This is a genomic window from Flagellimonas okinawensis (assembly GCF_029194005.1).
Lineage (GTDB): Bacteria > Bacteroidota > Bacteroidia > Flavobacteriales > Flavobacteriaceae > Flagellimonas > Flagellimonas okinawensis.
In genome coordinates this window covers 176,123-191,884 of the sequence record NZ_JARFVA010000004.1, presented here as the reverse complement: position 1 = coordinate 191,884, position 15,762 = coordinate 176,123, and the positions used below count along the sequence as shown (strand labels likewise).

General features: G+C 43.4%; 13 protein-coding genes. 10 read left to right on the top strand and 3 right to left on the bottom strand.

From position 1 onward, the window contains the following. Nucleotides 1–35 precede the first annotated feature (35 nt). The gene (locus PY091_RS12895) at nucleotides 36–1,526 is read right to left on the bottom strand and encodes a TrkH family potassium uptake protein (RefSeq protein ID WP_275650072.1); all 1,491 of its coding nucleotides are present in this window, start codon (nucleotides 1,524–1,526) and stop codon (nucleotides 36–38) included. Next, nucleotides 1,526–2,875 carry a Trk system potassium transporter TrkA gene (gene trkA / locus PY091_RS12890; RefSeq protein WP_275650071.1) on the bottom strand — a complete coding sequence of 450 codons (1,350 nt, stop codon included), beginning with the start codon at nucleotides 2,873–2,875 and terminating at the stop codon, nucleotides 1,526–1,528. Before trkA ends, PY091_RS12895 begins: the two co-directional genes overlap by 1 nt. A 194-nt stretch (nucleotides 2,876–3,069) precedes the next feature. Between trkA and ubiE the strand changes: the two genes are divergently transcribed. Further along, entirely contained in the window at nucleotides 3,070–3,798 is a 729-nt protein-coding gene (gene ubiE, locus PY091_RS12885) for a bifunctional demethylmenaquinone methyltransferase/2-methoxy-6-polyprenyl-1,4-benzoquinol methylase UbiE (protein WP_275650070.1), read from the top strand. 4 nt (nucleotides 3,799–3,802) lie between these two features. Further along, nucleotides 3,803–4,501: a type IX secretion/gliding motility protein PorT/SprT gene (gene porT, locus PY091_RS12880; protein ID WP_275650069.1), complete on the top strand. Its 699-nt coding sequence runs from the start codon at nucleotides 3,803–3,805 to the stop codon at nucleotides 4,499–4,501. Here the strand turns inward: porT and PY091_RS12875 are convergent. Further along, nucleotides 4,488–5,222 carry a TrmH family RNA methyltransferase gene (locus tag PY091_RS12875; protein ID WP_275650068.1) on the bottom strand — a complete coding sequence of 245 codons (735 nt, stop codon included), beginning with the start codon at nucleotides 5,220–5,222 and terminating at the stop codon, nucleotides 4,488–4,490. The genes porT and PY091_RS12875 overlap by 14 nt on opposite strands. A 24-nt stretch (nucleotides 5,223–5,246) precedes the next feature. On the opposite strand from PY091_RS12875, the gene tamL reads away from it, so the two are divergent. From tamL to PY091_RS12835, 8 genes are all read left to right on the top strand, one after another. Then, nucleotides 5,247–7,835 carry a translocation and assembly module lipoprotein TamL gene (gene tamL / locus PY091_RS12870; protein WP_275650067.1) on the top strand — a complete coding sequence of 863 codons (2,589 nt, stop codon included), beginning with the start codon at nucleotides 5,247–5,249 and terminating at the stop codon, nucleotides 7,833–7,835. Between the two features lie 52 nt (nucleotides 7,836–7,887). Continuing rightward, nucleotides 7,888–8,955, top strand: coding sequence for a class II fructose-bisphosphate aldolase (fbaA, locus tag PY091_RS12865; RefSeq protein ID WP_275650066.1), 1,068 nt, complete (start codon nucleotides 7,888–7,890; stop codon nucleotides 8,953–8,955). Nucleotides 8,956–8,982: 27 nt separating this feature from the next. Further along, the gene (gene accD, locus PY091_RS12860; protein ID WP_275650065.1) at nucleotides 8,983–9,843 is read left to right on the top strand and encodes an acetyl-CoA carboxylase, carboxyltransferase subunit beta; all 861 of its coding nucleotides are present in this window, start codon (nucleotides 8,983–8,985) and stop codon (nucleotides 9,841–9,843) included. A 168-nt stretch (nucleotides 9,844–10,011) separates the two neighbouring features. Further along, entirely contained in the window at nucleotides 10,012–10,281 is a 270-nt protein-coding gene (rpsO, locus tag PY091_RS12855) for a 30S ribosomal protein S15 (RefSeq protein ID WP_275650064.1), read from the top strand. 216 nt (nucleotides 10,282–10,497) lie between these two features. Further along, complete coding sequence (locus PY091_RS12850; RefSeq protein WP_275650063.1) at nucleotides 10,498–12,747, top strand: polyribonucleotide nucleotidyltransferase; 2,250 nt, start codon at nucleotides 10,498–10,500, stop codon at nucleotides 12,745–12,747. A gap of 289 nt (nucleotides 12,748–13,036) precedes the next feature. Then, entirely contained in the window at nucleotides 13,037–13,900 is an 864-nt protein-coding gene (locus PY091_RS12845; protein WP_100817395.1) for a sigma-70 family RNA polymerase sigma factor, read from the top strand. A gap of 187 nt (nucleotides 13,901–14,087) precedes the next feature. After that, complete coding sequence (gene rpe, locus PY091_RS12840; RefSeq protein WP_275650062.1) at nucleotides 14,088–14,747, top strand: ribulose-phosphate 3-epimerase; 660 nt, start codon at nucleotides 14,088–14,090, stop codon at nucleotides 14,745–14,747. After that, nucleotides 14,747–15,724 carry a YpdA family putative bacillithiol disulfide reductase gene (locus PY091_RS12835; RefSeq protein ID WP_275650061.1) on the top strand — a complete coding sequence of 326 codons (978 nt, stop codon included), beginning with the start codon at nucleotides 14,747–14,749 and terminating at the stop codon, nucleotides 15,722–15,724. Before rpe ends, PY091_RS12835 begins: the two co-directional genes overlap by 1 nt. Nucleotides 15,725–15,762 lie beyond the last annotated feature (38 nt).

The window sequence follows — 15,762 nt, the reverse complement described above, 5'->3', positions numbered from 1 at the left end:
AACCTCTTGGAGTTTACTTCGGGAGGTTTTTTTAATTAGGTTTTTTTCCAGAAGTAAGGTGTAAGTACTATAAGTACCGTGAACAGTTCCAATCTACCCAACAACATCAAGAAACCGCACCACCACTTTCCGGCGGCAGGCAAACTATTGTAGTTGCTTACCGGGTTCAAGCTACCCAAGGCAGGCCCAACATTGCCCAAGGAAGAGGCCGACCCCCCCACAGCGGAAACAAAATCAAGTCCCAGGAAGCCCAATACCAAGGAGCCTATAATAAAAAGGAGCATATAGAGCACAAAAAATGCAACTACATTGTATACAATATGCTCGGTAACCGTTTTTTGATTGTACCGCACAGGAATGACCGCATTGGGGTGCAATGTTCTTTTAAATTCCAAAATACCGTTCTTAATGATGAGCAAGTGACGCATTACCTTGATCCCACCTGCAGTGGAACCTGCCGACCCTCCAAGGAACATCAAACCAAAAAAGAAAACGGTCAAAAATGGTGTCCATGAGGTGAAATCGGCCGAAACAAAACCAGTGGTCGTAATCACGGCAATAACCTGGAACAAAGTGTGCCTAAAGGCACTTTCCGCTTTTCCCAATACCATAGGGTGAAAATCCGAGACCGGGACATCAGCTTTAAAATATACGCCAAGTGCAGCGATTATGGTAAAAACAACGATAAACCCAAAATAATATTTGAACTCTTCATCCTTCAGGATACGCTGTCCACGACCGGTAAGGGCAAAGTAACTGAGTACAAAGTTACTTCCCGCCAAGAACATAAACACAATGATGATGTACTGTATCAAAGGCTGATCGTTCCAAAAGGCCAGACTCGCATTTTTAGTGGAGAACCCCCCTGTTGACATGGTGGCCAATGCATGGTTGATGGCATCGAAAAACGACATGCCCGCAAACTTCAACAACAAAGTCTCGAGGACCGTGTATCCAAAATAGATCAACCAGAGCCTTTTGGCCGTATCCGTAATCCTTGGATGAAGCTTATCACCACCGGGACCAGGTGCTTCCGCCGCAAATAGCTGCATACCCCCAATACCCAAAAGCGGCAAAATGGCAATGGCCAATACAATGATCCCCATCCCACCGATCCAATGGGTCAAACTTCTCCAGAGCAGCACACCTTCCGGTAGCGCTTCTATATCATCCAAAATGGAAGCTCCTGTGGTTGTGTAACCGGACATGGTCTCGAAAAAAGCATCCGTAATCGAAGGAATTGAACCCGAGAACAAATAGGGCAGCATTCCTGAAATGGACATGACGATCCAGCCAAAGGTCACCACAATATAGCCTTCCTTCCTTTTAACTTCTTTTTTATGCCCCCTTGTGTAGAACATGGCCATAATACCAAAAAGCATGGTGACAATGGCGGCCAACATAATATCCATGGTCGCGCCATCTTTGTAAATACCACTGGCTAGGGCGGCCAAAAGCATAAAGGACCCATTGCACAGCAGCAATAGCCCCATAATATGGATAATGATTCGTGTATTGAGCTTCATTACAGGAACAACTTTTCTATCCTCGGAATGGCCTTGGGCAAGCAGCAGACCACCACCTTATCCCCTTCAGCGATCCTAAAATCACCTAGGGCGATCACTCCTTCACCATTTCGTATTACCCCACCGATACTTGCTTCACGGGGGAAGTTCAGTTCTCTGATTATTTCTCCGTTGACCAATGAGGAAGCCTTCACTTCAAATTCCAGAATTTCAGCGTTCAAGTTGTTCAATCGGGTCAGCGCCAACACCTCACCTTTTCGGATATATCTAAAAATACTGTTGGCCGCAAGTAGTTTTTTATTGATCAATGTATCCACCCCTATGGAATGGGACAATTGAAAGTAATCCATGTTCTCGACCAGTGCAATGGTCTTTTTGATCTTTTTGTTCTTGGCCACCAAACAGGACATGATGTTGGTCTCGGAATTCCCTGTTACCGCTATGAAGGCATCCATGGACTCCAAGTTCTCTTCATCCAACAGTTCCACATTTCTTCCATCCCCATTGATTACCAGGGCATGTGGCAGTTCATCGGCTATATCAAAGGCCTTTTCCTTGTTTTTCTCAATGAGCTTTACATTGAATTTCTTGTTACAGAGGTCTCTGGCGGTCTTAAATCCGACCTTACTGCCACCCAGGATCATTACGTTCTTGATGTCCTGCTTTTGCATTCCGGAAAGTTTGTAAAGTTCCTCGACACCTTTATCAGATGTAATGAAGTAAACTTGATCTCCTTCCTTAAATATAGTGTCTCCCCTTGGGATAAGGGTAAATTGTGTCCCGGTTCGTTGCAGTGCGATGGGCATAAAATTAAGCTCCGGAAAAATTCTGGCTGCTTCCTTGACCATCTTTCCGACAAAAGGAGCGGTCTTGGGCAATATTACACCGAACATCGTCAACAAACCCCCTTCAAACTGGTAGGTATCGTTGAATGCGGATTGATTGAGCATCAACTGGATTTCCATAGCCGCCAAACGCTCAGGGGAAATAAGTTCATCAATGCCCAACTGCTCGAATTTGATCAACTCCCTGTTGTCCATGAACTCCGTATTGGAAATCCTGGCCATGGTCCTTTTGCAGCCCAATTGTTTCGCCAGAACACAAAGGGTCAGGTTGGTCGTTTCCGAAGCGGTGACCCCTATCACGAGGTCTGAACCATCCACTTGTGCATCTTGCAGCACTTGTATGGAAGTGGCATCACCTTTGAGCACCCGAATATCCAAGTGGTTGTCCGCGTAGGATAGCCTTTCTTTGTCCGTATCGATCAAAGTGATATCCTGTGCTTCATAGGATAGTAATTTTGCCAAATGAAATCCAACTTCACCAGCACCTGCAATAATGATTCTCATTGATTAGAATAGGATGTGTTCTTAAAATTATTCAATTTGCACGTTACAAATGACACTAAAGATGATATGTGGCTCTTAAACCACATACTTTTAACCAAATACGGAAAATAAATCCTCTTGGAGGGCAAAATTACATAAATATTTTTGTCCGCATCCCCTTAGCTAAGTTGTATATTTGCCAGCAAATAAAAGCGATGTCGAAAAAGGTAACGCCCTACAAAGAATCTGAGCTCGGCAAAAAGGAGCAAGTAAGACAAATGTTCGATAACATATCCGGAAGTTATGATGGTCTCAACCGGGTCATTTCTTTTGGAACGGATGTAAAATGGCGCAAACGCATCGTGTCCTTTCTAAAGGACAAATCCCCGGAATCCATACTCGATATTGCCACGGGAACGGGGGACCTGGCCATTGCCATGGCAAAAACGGGAGCTAAAAAAATAGTCGGTCTGGACCTTTCACCGGGAATGTTGGAAGTTGGAAAAAATAAGGTGGCCAACAAAAAATTGGACAACACCATTGAAATGGTAGTGGGAGACAGTGAAAACCTGCCCTTCGAAGACAACTCTTTCGATGCCGTTACGGTAGCTTTTGGAGTACGGAATTTTGAAAATCTGGAGAAGGGCCTCGAAGAGATCCACCGTGTACTAAAACCAAAGGGACACTTTTTGGTCCTGGAGACCTCGGTTCCCACCAAAACACCATTTAAACAAGGGTACAAAGTCTACACCAAACACATTATGCCAACAATTGGAAAACTATTCTCCAAGGACAAATCGGCCTATACCTACCTTAGTGAATCCGCATCTGTTTTTCCACATGGCGAGGCTTTCAACAATATTTTGAAGAAAATCGGGTTTATAGGAGTAGAGAACAAACCACAGACAATGGGTGTAGCATCCATTTATGTTGCTTCAAAATAGATTGATGAAAAATCTCCTTATTCTTTTGGGACTGATCGTATTGTCGAACAATATGGCCTTTGCACAATTTGGCGGTGAGCCTATCTTGAACCTTCAAAACGAGGACAAGAAGTTTTTGAACTGGGGATATTATCTGGGCTTTAATCAATATGACTTTCAATTTGAATATGAGGAGGATATTGGCAGGGACATTTTGGTAGATAAAAGCTTTGGTTTCAATGTTGGGCTTATCGGGGAACTTCGGATAAACGAATTTCTCGATGCGCGTTTCGAACCTGGACTTCTATATACCTCAAGGACTCTCGGTTTTCCAGGGTTCACAACCGAAGCCGAAGCCATTCGAGAGGTACGCTCAACCTACATCCGGTTCCCCCTATTGATAAAAGCCAGTACGCGCAGGATCGGTAACTGGAAACCATTTGTGATCGGGGGCGTTTATACCTCGATAAATTTGGGCAGTCAAGAAGATAGTCTGGATGACAACAGCAGTGGCCAGTTTCGAATGAAACAAAATGTCTATGGTTACGAATTGGGCTTTGGAATTGATTTTTACACGGAATATTTCAAGTTTACCCCATCGATAAGGGGCGTGTTTGCACTAACGGATGAATTGGTTCCCGATGTAGACCCCAACAGTCCTTGGACCGGAAACATTAATGCCATGCGAACCCGTGGCATCTTTATCAACTTTACTTTTGAATAAATTGCTTTCTGCAGATCTCGTTCAGTAGAATCGCAGTGGCAGTCGCCACATTAAGGCTCTCAGTAGTAGCTTCGCCAAATTGTGGTATGGCAATCCTGTCGGTAATATATCGGCCTACATGATCGGAAATCCCGTTACCCTCGTTGCCCATCACTAATATCCCGGCTTCGGGCAGTTTGGCCCCGTATACTGGCTCACCATCCATATATGCCCCATAAACGGGAAGGTCGGTAGCTCCTAAAAAATCCTTTAAATCAAGATATGATATGTTCACCCGTGAAATGGACCCCATCGTTGCCTGAAGCACCTTTGGGTTATAACAATCTACGGTATCCTGTGAACACACCAATTCCTTGATACCGAACCAATCGCAAAGCCTGACAATGGTCCCCAAGTTCCCTGGATCTCTCACGGCATCCAAAACCACGGTCCAGCCTATGTATCGGGAACCTTCGGTTTCCTTCATGTGAAAAACAGCTAATACCCCATTAGGATGGGTCAGACTGCTCATTTGCTTCAACTCCTTTTTCGACACTAGTTCCGAACCTTTAAATTTATCGATAAGTTCAGGTGCATCCACAAAAACTCCAAAAGGCGCATATCCTGCATCCAGCAGCTCGTTCACCACTTTCTCACCCTCCACCACGAATAGTCCATGTTGAGATCGGTACTTTTTTTGCTTTAGGCTAACAACTAGTTTAATTTGGTTTTTTGTAACCATCTAAATCGTGTATTTTTGGCTTCTATGAAGGTTTTTTTAGGTCTAACGCGCAACTGGGCAAAAATAGGATTATTGTTGCTTTTGCTATGCATTTCGGGTTGTAATACCCTAAAAAAGGTTGGCGAGGATGAATTATTGCTCACTAAAAATTCCATTATTGTAGATAACGAAAAGATCAATTCCAGCGAAATTAAAGGTTTGATCACCCAAAAACCCAATAGCAGTGTGTTGGGATACCCCTTAAAATTGAACCTTTACAACCTGGCCAAGGAAAATCCTGATTCCTCCTTTCAGGATTGGTTGCAAAGAAAAGAAAAAAGGGAAAAACGCCTGAACAACCTCCTCTCCGAAAAACAAGTGAACCGCTTACGTGAATCCTTCATGGTCAAAGGGGCAAGTGAATTTTTAAAACGAATCGGGGAACCACCGGTAACCATAGACACATCGGAGACCAACAAATCCATCAACAAATTAAAAGCCTATTATAACAGTAAAGGGTACTTCAACAATGTGGGTACTTATGAGATCTTGGATGGCGAAAGAAAGAAAAGGGCCAAAATCGAATACCAAATAACACTCAACAAACCCTACGTTATCGACACCATACAAAAAAACATTAGCTCTCCCGAGTTGGATTCCATCTATAAGAGTTCATCCGTAAAAAGCTATGTAAAGCAAGGGGAACAGTTCGACCTGGATAAATTTACCATGGAAAGGGAACGACTGACCACTTTGTTCAGAAACTCCGGGGTCTACAATTTTCAGGAAAGTTCCATAAACTACGACATTCTAAGGGACACGACAATTGCTGCGGACGACCAGCTCATGGACGTTCAACTAAACATCAAAAAATTTAGGAGCACCAGCGACAGCACGGACACCAACACTCCGTACAAGGTGGCCCGTCACAAAAAAATAAACATATACGCTGATTACGACATTAGTGGTGGAACGGACACACTGAACAGCATATCATATGAGAATTACAACATATATTACCGGAATAAGTTAAGGTACCGCCCCAAAGCGCTAACAGACGCCATTTTCTTTGAAAAGGACAGTATTTATAGGGATTTGGATCGTATTCGTACCTACCGGCAAATCACGAACTTGAATACCTTTAAATACCCGAACGTTGAGTTTATACCAGATGCTACCCAAACCGAACTGGAAACAAATATCTATTTGGCGGCCAAACCAAAATACTCGCTCAACCTCAATTTTGATGTCACCCATTCCAACATCCAACAAGTCGGAACTGCATTCAGTGCCACGGTGATCACCCGTAATGTATTTGGGGGAGCGGAGACCTTGAATGTATCCGCAAGGGGCTCTATAGGGTTGCTCAACGACTCTGGACCAACCGATGCCACGTTCACCTCTGAACTCGGGGGAGACGTCAACATTACGTTTCCAAGAATATGGCTCCCTTTTAATACGGAGCAAATCATCCCTTACTATATGTTGCCACAGAGCAGGTTATCGGCAGGTACCAATTTTCAGCGAAACATTGGATTGGACAAGCAATCCTTAAACTCCATTCTATCCTATAACTGGTCACCAACAGACCGTATCAAAAACAACATAGAGCTATTGAATGTCGAGTTTGTTCGTAATGTAAACACGGACAATTTTTACAACGTTTACCGTAACACATTTTCAAACTTGGATGAAATTGCGGACCAATTCCAGGACGATCCTCAATACGCCCCTTATTTTGAACCCATACAGGAAGAGGGGGAGGAGCCAAGGCTGAGCATTCCTGAAGGGGCCAATAATTTTGCCCGTTATGTTTTGAATGACTCCATTCCCGTTAGCCGAGAAGACAGGGATATAGTCAACAGCATTGAAGAGCGGCGCAGGAGATTGACCGAGAACAACCTTATATTTGCCACCAATTTCACACACACCAAAAACAGTAAGTCGGGAATTAACGACCTGGACTTTTATCAGTATCGTATTAAACTGGAAAGTGCCGGCGGCATGCTCTCAATGCTCACCAATGTAATTCCGTTCAACAAAAATCCAGAGGGACAAAACCTTGTTTTCGGTGTCCCGTTCTCCCAATATGTAAAAACGGAGTTCGACTATATCCGCCACTGGGAAATCGGCGGTGGGCAGGTAATCGCGTTCCGAAGTTTCTCCGGATTGGCCATTCCCTACGGAAATTCCGACAATGTCCCATTCGTTCGAAGTTATTTTGCAGGGGGGTCTAACGACAATAGGGCCTGGAACGCTTACGAACTTGGCCCGGGAAGCACGGACAACATCAACGATTTTAATGAGGCCAACCTAAAATTGGCGCTCAACTTGGAATATCGCTTCCCTATTGCCGGGGATGTAAAGGGAGCCCTCTTTGCAGATGCGGGGAACATTTGGAACGTGTTCGACAACGAAACCAATCCGGATGCGATTTTTAGCGGATTCTCCTCATTAGGGGATATTGCATTGGGAACCGGTCTTGGTCTAAGGTACGATTTCACCTATTTTGTATTCCGTCTCGATGTCGGGTTCAAGACCTACAATCCAGCCAAGATAGGGTCCGATCGCTGGTTCGATGGGTACAACCTGAAAAAGGCCGTCTTCAACATAGGGATCAATTATCCTTTCTAGAGCAAATAATTTATTACTTTTGTCTCCTATTTAACTCGAAACCAATATAACTATGTCCCACAATATAAAGCCCGGTGTTGCTACCGGTGATGAAGTACAAGCAATTTTCAACCATGCCAAGGAAAACGGATATGCGCTTCCTGCGGTAAATGTGATCGGATCGGACAGCATCAATGCCGTAATGGAAACAGCGGCCAATTTAAATTCCCCCGTAATCATCCAGTTCTCCAACGGAGGTGCACAGTTCAATGCAGGTAAAGGACTTTCTAACGACGGTCAAAAAGCAGCTATTCTAGGTGCTGTTGCAGGAGCAAAACATGTACACCAATTGGCAGAGGCCTATGGTGCCACGGTCATCCTTCACACAGACCACTGCGCCAAGAAATTATTGCCTTGGATCGATGGACTTTTGGATGCTAGCGAGGCACATTATAAAGAAACTGGCAAATCCTTGTTCAGTTCACACATGATCGATCTTTCTGAAGAACCGATCGAAGAAAACATTGAAATCTGTAAAGGTTACCTGGAGCGCATGAGCAAAATGGACATGACCTTGGAGATCGAATTGGGAATTACAGGAGGTGAAGAGGATGGTGTGGACAACTCTGACGTTGACGATTCCAAATTGTACACCCAGCCTGAAGAAGTGGCCTTTGCTTACGAAGAACTTTCCAAAGTTAGCCCTCGCTTCACAATCGCAGCGGCATTCGGTAACGTACACGGTGTATACAAGCCCGGAAACGTAAAATTGACTCCAAAGATCCTTAAGAACTCCCAAGAGTTTATTACAGAGAAATATGGCGTTGAGCACAATCATATCGATTTTGTGTTCCACGGTGGCTCCGGTTCTACATTGGAAGAGATCAGGGAAGCCATTGGCTATGGTGTTATCAAAATGAACATCGATACCGATCTACAATATGCATTTTTGGAAGGTGTCCGTGATTACATCCAAGGCAAGGCCGGATATCTGCAGGCACAAATAGGAAATCCAGATGGCGATGACCAGCCCAACAAAAAATACTACGATCCACGAGTTTGGCTCAGAGAAGGAGAAAAAACGTTTATCGCGCGTTTGAAGAAAGCCTTCGAAGACCTGAACAACGTAAACACCTTGTAAGCCTTAGTCTAACTAAATATTGATTGCATGTCGTCTTGGTTTAAAAGAAAGGAAAAAGGAATACAGACAGCTACCGAGGAGAAGAAAGACACCCCCAAGGGGCTGTGGTACAAATCCCCTACCGGTAAAATTGTCGAGGCTGAAGATCTGGCCAAAAATTATTACGTAAGTCCAGAAGATGATTATCACGTTCGTATAGGAAGCAAAGAGTACTTTGAAATCCTTTTCGATGATAACAAGTTTCGTGAGCTTGACACAAAAATGACTTCTAAGGACCCCTTGAAATTCGAGGATACCAAAAAATATTCCGATCGCTTAAAGGCCGCCCAGAACAAAACGGGATTAAAGGATGCCGTGCGAACAGCGGTTGGCAAATCGCAGGGCAAGGACATTGTTGTTGCCTGTATGGATTTTGGTTTTATCGGAGGCTCCATGGGAAGTGTGGTAGGTGAAAAAATATCACGTGCCATCGATGTGGCCAAAAGGAAAAAAATTCCTTTTATAATGATTTCCAAATCTGGTGGAGCACGTATGATGGAAGCTGCATTATCACTGATGCAGTTGGCAAAAACATCAGCTAAATTGGCACAATTGGCCGATGCGAAAATACCGTACATCTCGCTTTGTACAGACCCTACAACAGGAGGAACAACTGCTTCCTATGCCATGTTGGGCGACATCAACATTGCCGAACCGGGAGCACTGATCGGCTTTGCCGGCCCACGAGTAGTAAAGGATACTACCGGAAAAGACCTTCCGGATGGTTTCCAGACTGCTGAATTCTTGAAGGAGCACGGATTTTTGGACTTCATCACCCATCGCAGGGACTTGAAGAAAAAAATCAATCTTTATATTGATTTGATTACCAATCAACCGGTAAGAGATTAAAAAAAGCCCCCGGATTCGGGGCTTTTTTTATTTGTACTATAGAATATAAGCCAAATCCCTATATGTAAAGTTTATATTCAATAAGTCTTTTGGTTTCAAATAAAAGCATATCTTTGCACGCTGATTGAAGGTCAATCAATACATAAAAATCATTTAAATAATATTGGAATGTATCTAACGAAAGAAGTAAAAGCCGATATTTTCAAGAAATACGGCGGCTCTGAGAGCAACACCGGTTCTACGGAAGGACAAATTGCATTGTTCACGCACCGTATCAACCACCTGACAGGACACCTTAAAAAGAACCACAAAGATTATAACACTGAGCGTTCTTTGGTGGCATTGGTAGGTAAAAGACGTAGTCTTTTGGATTACCTAAAGAAAAAAGATATTGCAAAATACCGTACCTTAATTAAGGAACTAGGTATCAGAAAATAAAAACAAAAGGGGAGGCATAGGCTTCCCCTTTGTTTTAGTTGAACGTGTTTCAACAAAAAGTCCCAGTATAAAGTGGGCAAACACAAAAAGCTACAAATAGTTTTTCATTGGTCAAGTGCCCAAGGCACACACAACAACAACACAACCCGACCGCCCGGATGGCGGTAGACCAAATGTTTAACGACCTGACCTTGTTGGTTAGGTAAGATTAATTTTATGATTCCAAAGACATTCAAAGAGGTCATAGACCTTGGTGACGGTAGAGAGATTTCTATCGAAACCGGAAAACTGGCAAAACAGGCACATGGCTCTGTTGTTGTCCAATCTGGCAAGTGTATGCTATTGTGTACAGTTGTCTCAAATTACAAAGCTGCGGATGTGGACTTTTTACCACTTACCGTGGATTATCGTGAAAAATTTGCCGCTGCAGGACGTTACCCTGGTGGTTTCTTTAAAAGAGAAGCAAGACCAAGTGATGGCGAAGTATTGACCATGCGTTTGGTGGACAGGGTTTTGAGACCATTGTTCCCAAAAGATTATCATTCTGAAACTCAAGTAATGATCCAGTTGATGTCCCATGACGAAGACGTTATGCCAGATGCCATGGCTGGATTGGCCGCTTCTGCTGCCATTCAACTTTCGGATTTCCCATTCGAATGTGCCATTTCAGAAGTTCGCGTAGGTAGGGTTAATGGTGAATTCATCATCAATCCAACCAGAGAACAATTGAAAGAATCCGACATCGACATGATGATCGGTGCCTCTGCAGATTCTGTTATGATGGTTGAAGGTGAGATGGACGAGATTTCCGAAGAGGAAATGGTAGAAGCCATCAAATTTGCCCATGAAGCCATTAAAGTACAATGTGCTGCACAGGAAAAATTGGCCGAAGCCTTCGGTAAAAAAGAAGTTCGTGAGTACGAGCCTGAAGCTGAGGACGAAGATCTTCAGAAAAAAATCCACGACATGGCCTATGACAAGGTATATGAAGTGGCCAAGGCAGGTTCTTCCAAAAAAGAACGCAGTGAGGCATTTGCCGCTATAAAAGAAGAAATCAAAGAATCTTTCTCCGAAGAGGAATTGGAAAAATTCGGTGATTTGGTTTCCAAATACTACCACAAAGCCGAAAAAGAAGCTGTTAGAAACCTCACTTTGGAAGAAGGTCTTCGTTTAGATGGTCGTAAGACTACAGATGTCAGACCTATCTGGTGCGAAACGGATTATTTACCATCCGTACACGGTTCCGCCATCTTTACCAGAGGTGAAACACAAGCTTTGGCAACCGTTACTTTGGGTACATCCAGAGAGGCCAACCAAATAGATATGCCATCTTACGAAGGTGAGGAAACATTCTATTTGCACTACAACTTCCCTCCTTTCTCAACAGGTGAAGCACGACCAATCCGTGGTACTTCCCGTAGAGAGGTAGGACACGGTAACTTGGCACAACGTGCCCTTAAAGGGATGATTCCAGAGGATTGTCCTTACACCGTACGTGTAGTTTCCGAAGTATTGGAATCCAATGGTTCCTCTTCCATGGCTACTGTGTGTTCAGGTACAATGGCCTTAATGGACGCAGGTGTTCAATTGAAAAAGCCTGTTTCCGGTATTGCAATGGGATTGATTACCGACACCGAAACTGGAAAATACGCTGTTCTTTCCGATATCTTGGGAGATGAAGATCACTTAGGTGATATGGACTTTAAGGTAACTGGTACCGAAGATGGTATTACAGCATGTCAAATGGACATTAAAGTAAAAGGACTTTCTTATGAAATCTTGGTAAAAGCATTGATGCAGGCAAGGGACGGAAGAATGCACATTTTGGGCAAACTTACAGAGACAATTGCAGAACCAAGACCAGAGGTTAAATCCTATGCACCTAAGATCGTTACCAGAATCATTCCAGGCGAGTACATTGGAGCACTTATTGGTAAAGGTGGTGAAGTAATCCAAGAGCTTCAGAAAACAACGAACACTACCATCGTAATCAATGAGGACCCGGACACCGAAGAAGGTATCGTGGAAATCTTGGGTACAGATCAAAATGGTATCGATGCCGTATTGGCAAAAATCGATGCCCTGATGTTCAAGCCGGAAGTTGGAAGTGTTTACGAAGTGAAAGTAATCAAGATGTTGGATTTCGGAGCTGTGGTAGAATATACTGAGGCACCGGGCAATGAAGTCTTGCTTCACGTATCCGAGTTGGCTTGGGAACGCACAGAAAATGTATCCGATGTCGTGAACATGGGAGATGTATTCGATGTAAAATACTTCGGAATCGACCCAAGAACCAAAAAGGAAAAGGTATCAAGAAAAGCCTTGTTGCCAAAACCTGAAGGATACAAGGAACGTCCACCTAGAAATGATAGAGGTGGAGACCGTGGTGATCGCAGAGGTGGTGGCGACCGTAGAGGTGGCGACCGAAGAGGCGGTGACCGTGACAGAAAACCAAGAAGGGATTAGTTTTTAACGTAATCCTATTTTATAAAACAACCCCGAGGTGCTTCCTCGGGGTTTCTTTTTTGTAAAATTCATAGCCAAAATAATAAGCTGTCACTTCGAGCGCAGTCGAGAAGTAATTGCCCTCAAAGTCAAAAAGCAAGGTCTAAACTACGCTCGACTTGACAACTTTATATGGCTTAACAAATCAGACTTTTTAAAAAAAATACAAGCTAAATGTAACTTTTTACTTTTTTGAACGTATAACCTAATGAGCTCCGGCTCACAAATTAAATTTGAAGGGATTTATTAGATGAGACAGTTAAAGATTACAAAACAGGTTACCAATAGGGAAACCGCGTCGTTGGACAAGTATTTGCAGGAAATCGGTAAGGTGGATTTGATTACCGCCGATGAGGAAGTGGAGTTGGCACAGCGAATAAAAGCGGGAGACCAAGTAGCCTTGGAAAAATTAACTAAAGCCAACCTTAGGTTCGTGGTTTCTGTGGCAAAACAGTACCAAAACCAAGGGTTGACACTTCCTGATTTGATCAATGAAGGAAACCTGGGACTCATTAAAGCCGCTCAGCGTTTTGATGAAACCCGTGGATTTAAATTTATTTCATATGCCGTTTGGTGGATTCGTCAGTCCATTCTACAAGCATTGGCAGAACAATCCCGTATTGTACGTTTGCCATTGAACAAGATCGGATCCATAAACAAGATCAACAAGACATTTGCTTTCTTGGAGCAGGCACACGAACGTCCACCATCCGCTGAGGAAATTGCCAAAGAATTGGACATGACAGTGGAAGACGTAAAGCAATCCTTGAAAAACTCGGGTCGCCACGTATCCATGGACGCTCCTTTGATCGATGGTGAAGATTCGAACCTTTACGATGTATTGCGTAGTGGCGAGTCTCCAAACCCGGACAAGGAACTCTTGCATGACTCACTTCGTACGGAAATTGAGCGTGCATTGGAGACCTTGACCCCTCGTGAAGCCGATGTTATCCGTCTTTATTTTGGATTGGCAGGTCAACATTCCATGACCTTGGAAGAAATCGGTGAAACTTTTGACTTGACCAGGGAAAGGGTTCGCCAGATCAAGGAAAAGGCCATTAGAAGGTTGAAGCACACCTCCAGAAGTAAGATTTTAAAGACATATTTGGGATAAAGTGTGAAATTTACCCTATTAATTACAGTTAAACTATCCTTAAATTTGATTTTTGGCAGGAAAGTTGTAATTTAGTAAGATATAACAGTTTATCATGACTGTTCGTTTTTTGATTGATGAATAAACTCCGGCTGATTACCGGAGTTTTTTTCGTTTATGGATGTCCGTAATTGGCTAACTTTGTAACATGAACAAATCAATGATCGCCCCTTCGCTCTTGGCTTCCGACTTTGCCAATCTTCAACAAGAAATAGAAATGGTGAACCATAGTGATGCCGACTGGTTCCATTTGGATGTCATGGACGGTGTCTTTGTACCCAACATCTCCTTTGGAATGCCAGTGATACAAGCCATTGCCAAACATGCCAAAAAACCGTTGGACACCCACCTAATGATTGTTGATCCTGATAGGTACATTAAAACATTTGCAGATTTGGGCGTACATAATCTTTCCGTCCATTATGAGGCATGTCCACATTTGCACAGAACCTTACAGGCCATCAAGGCAGAAGGTATGAAGGCGGGAGTAGCCATTAACCCCCATACTTCGGTGAAATTGCTGGAAGACACCATTCAAGACATTGATATTGTCATTATAATGAGCGTTAACCCGGGCTTTGGAGGGCAATCCTTTATCGAGAACACCTACCAAAAAGTATCGGACCTCAAGGAACTCATCAATCGTAAAAATGCCAACACCCTGATTGAAATAGATGGAGGGGTTAATGCCGGCAATGCGAAAAAATTGATCGATCATGGAGCTGACGTTCTGGTCGCCGGAAGTTTCGTCTTCAAGAGCGATAACCCAACAGAAACGATTAAAAAATTAAAAGAAGAAATAGCGTAATGCAACAATTTGATGTAGTTATCATTGGGGGCGGCCCCATTGGTATAGCCTGTGGACTTGAAGCAAAAAAACAAGGCCTATCCTATATCATTATAGAAAAGGGACCTATCGTAAATTCGCTTTTCAACTACCCTGTGAACATGCAGTTCTTCTCATCTTCCGAAAAATTGGAGATAGACGAGATACCCTTCATTAGTAAAGAGGCCAAGCCAAAACGAAACGAGGCACTGGAATATTACCGAAGAATCGTGACCTCCAACCAGCTGAATATCCACCTTTTTGAAAAAGTCATAGATACCAAAAAAGATGGTGATATTTTTAAGGTATTGACCGATAAAGATGAGTACACGGCAAAAAATGTTGTTGTTGCCACAGGGTTTTATGACCTACCAAACCGCATAAACGTTCCCGGAGAAGACCTTCCCAAAGTATCCCATTACTATAACGATCCGCATTTTTATGCCAGCCAAAAATTGGTTGTTGTCGGCGCTAGCAATTCCGCTATAGACGCCGCATTGGAATGTTGGCGAAAAGGGGCCGAGGTCACGTTGGTAATCCGTGGCCCAGAGGTTGGCCCACGCGTAAAATATTGGGTACGCCCAGATATTATCAACAGGATAGAAGAAGGCAGCATCAAAGCATATTACAACTCCACGGTAAAGGAAATAAGACCGCATGAAATCGTATTGGACACCCCTGAAGGAGAAATCACCATGGCCAACGATTTTGTATTGGCATTGACAGGTTATATGCCGAATTTCAGCTTTTTGGAAAAATTGGGCATAGCGTTATCGAAAGACCCGAAAAGACTTCCGAATTATGACCCTGAGACCATGGAAACCAATATTAAAGGACTATTTCTGGCAGGAGTTATCTGTGGTGGAATGGAAACACATAAATGGTTTATAGAAAACTCGCGGATCCATGCACCTATTATTATGAATACCCTGAAGCAGAGACTCGGTTTGAAGGAATAGACTCATGATATGGGTTAACATTTGATGCTTTTCAGTAA

Bases quoted from the DNA above. Each gene is read 5' to 3' on its own strand.
- rpsO (WP_275650064.1), top strand. From the start codon at position 10,012: ATGTATCTAACGAAAGAAGTAAAAGCCGATATTTTCAAGAAATACGGC.
- trkA (WP_275650071.1), bottom strand. From the start codon at position 2,875: ATGAGAATCATTATTGCAGGTGCTGGTGAAGTTGGATTTCATTTGGCA.
- rpe (WP_275650062.1), top strand. From the start codon at position 14,088: ATGAACAAATCAATGATCGCCCCTTCGCTCTTGGCTTCCGACTTTGCC.
- tamL (WP_275650067.1), top strand. From the start codon at position 5,247: ATGAAGGTTTTTTTAGGTCTAACGCGCAACTGGGCAAAAATAGGATTA.
- ubiE (WP_275650070.1), top strand. From the start codon at position 3,070: ATGTCGAAAAAGGTAACGCCCTACAAAGAATCTGAGCTCGGCAAAAAG.
- PY091_RS12895 (WP_275650072.1), bottom strand. From the start codon at position 1,526: ATGAAGCTCAATACACGAATCATTATCCATATTATGGGGCTATTGCTG.
- porT (WP_275650069.1), top strand. From the start codon at position 3,803: ATGAAAAATCTCCTTATTCTTTTGGGACTGATCGTATTGTCGAACAAT.
- fbaA (WP_275650066.1), top strand. From the start codon at position 7,888: ATGTCCCACAATATAAAGCCCGGTGTTGCTACCGGTGATGAAGTACAA.
- PY091_RS12835 (WP_275650061.1), top strand. From the start codon at position 14,747: ATGCAACAATTTGATGTAGTTATCATTGGGGGCGGCCCCATTGGTATA.
- accD (WP_275650065.1), top strand. From the start codon at position 8,983: ATGTCGTCTTGGTTTAAAAGAAAGGAAAAAGGAATACAGACAGCTACC.
- PY091_RS12845 (WP_100817395.1), top strand. From the start codon at position 13,037: ATGAGACAGTTAAAGATTACAAAACAGGTTACCAATAGGGAAACCGCG.
- PY091_RS12850 (WP_275650063.1), top strand. From the start codon at position 10,498: ATGATTCCAAAGACATTCAAAGAGGTCATAGACCTTGGTGACGGTAGA.
- PY091_RS12875 (WP_275650068.1), bottom strand. From the start codon at position 5,222: ATGGTTACAAAAAACCAAATTAAACTAGTTGTTAGCCTAAAGCAAAAA.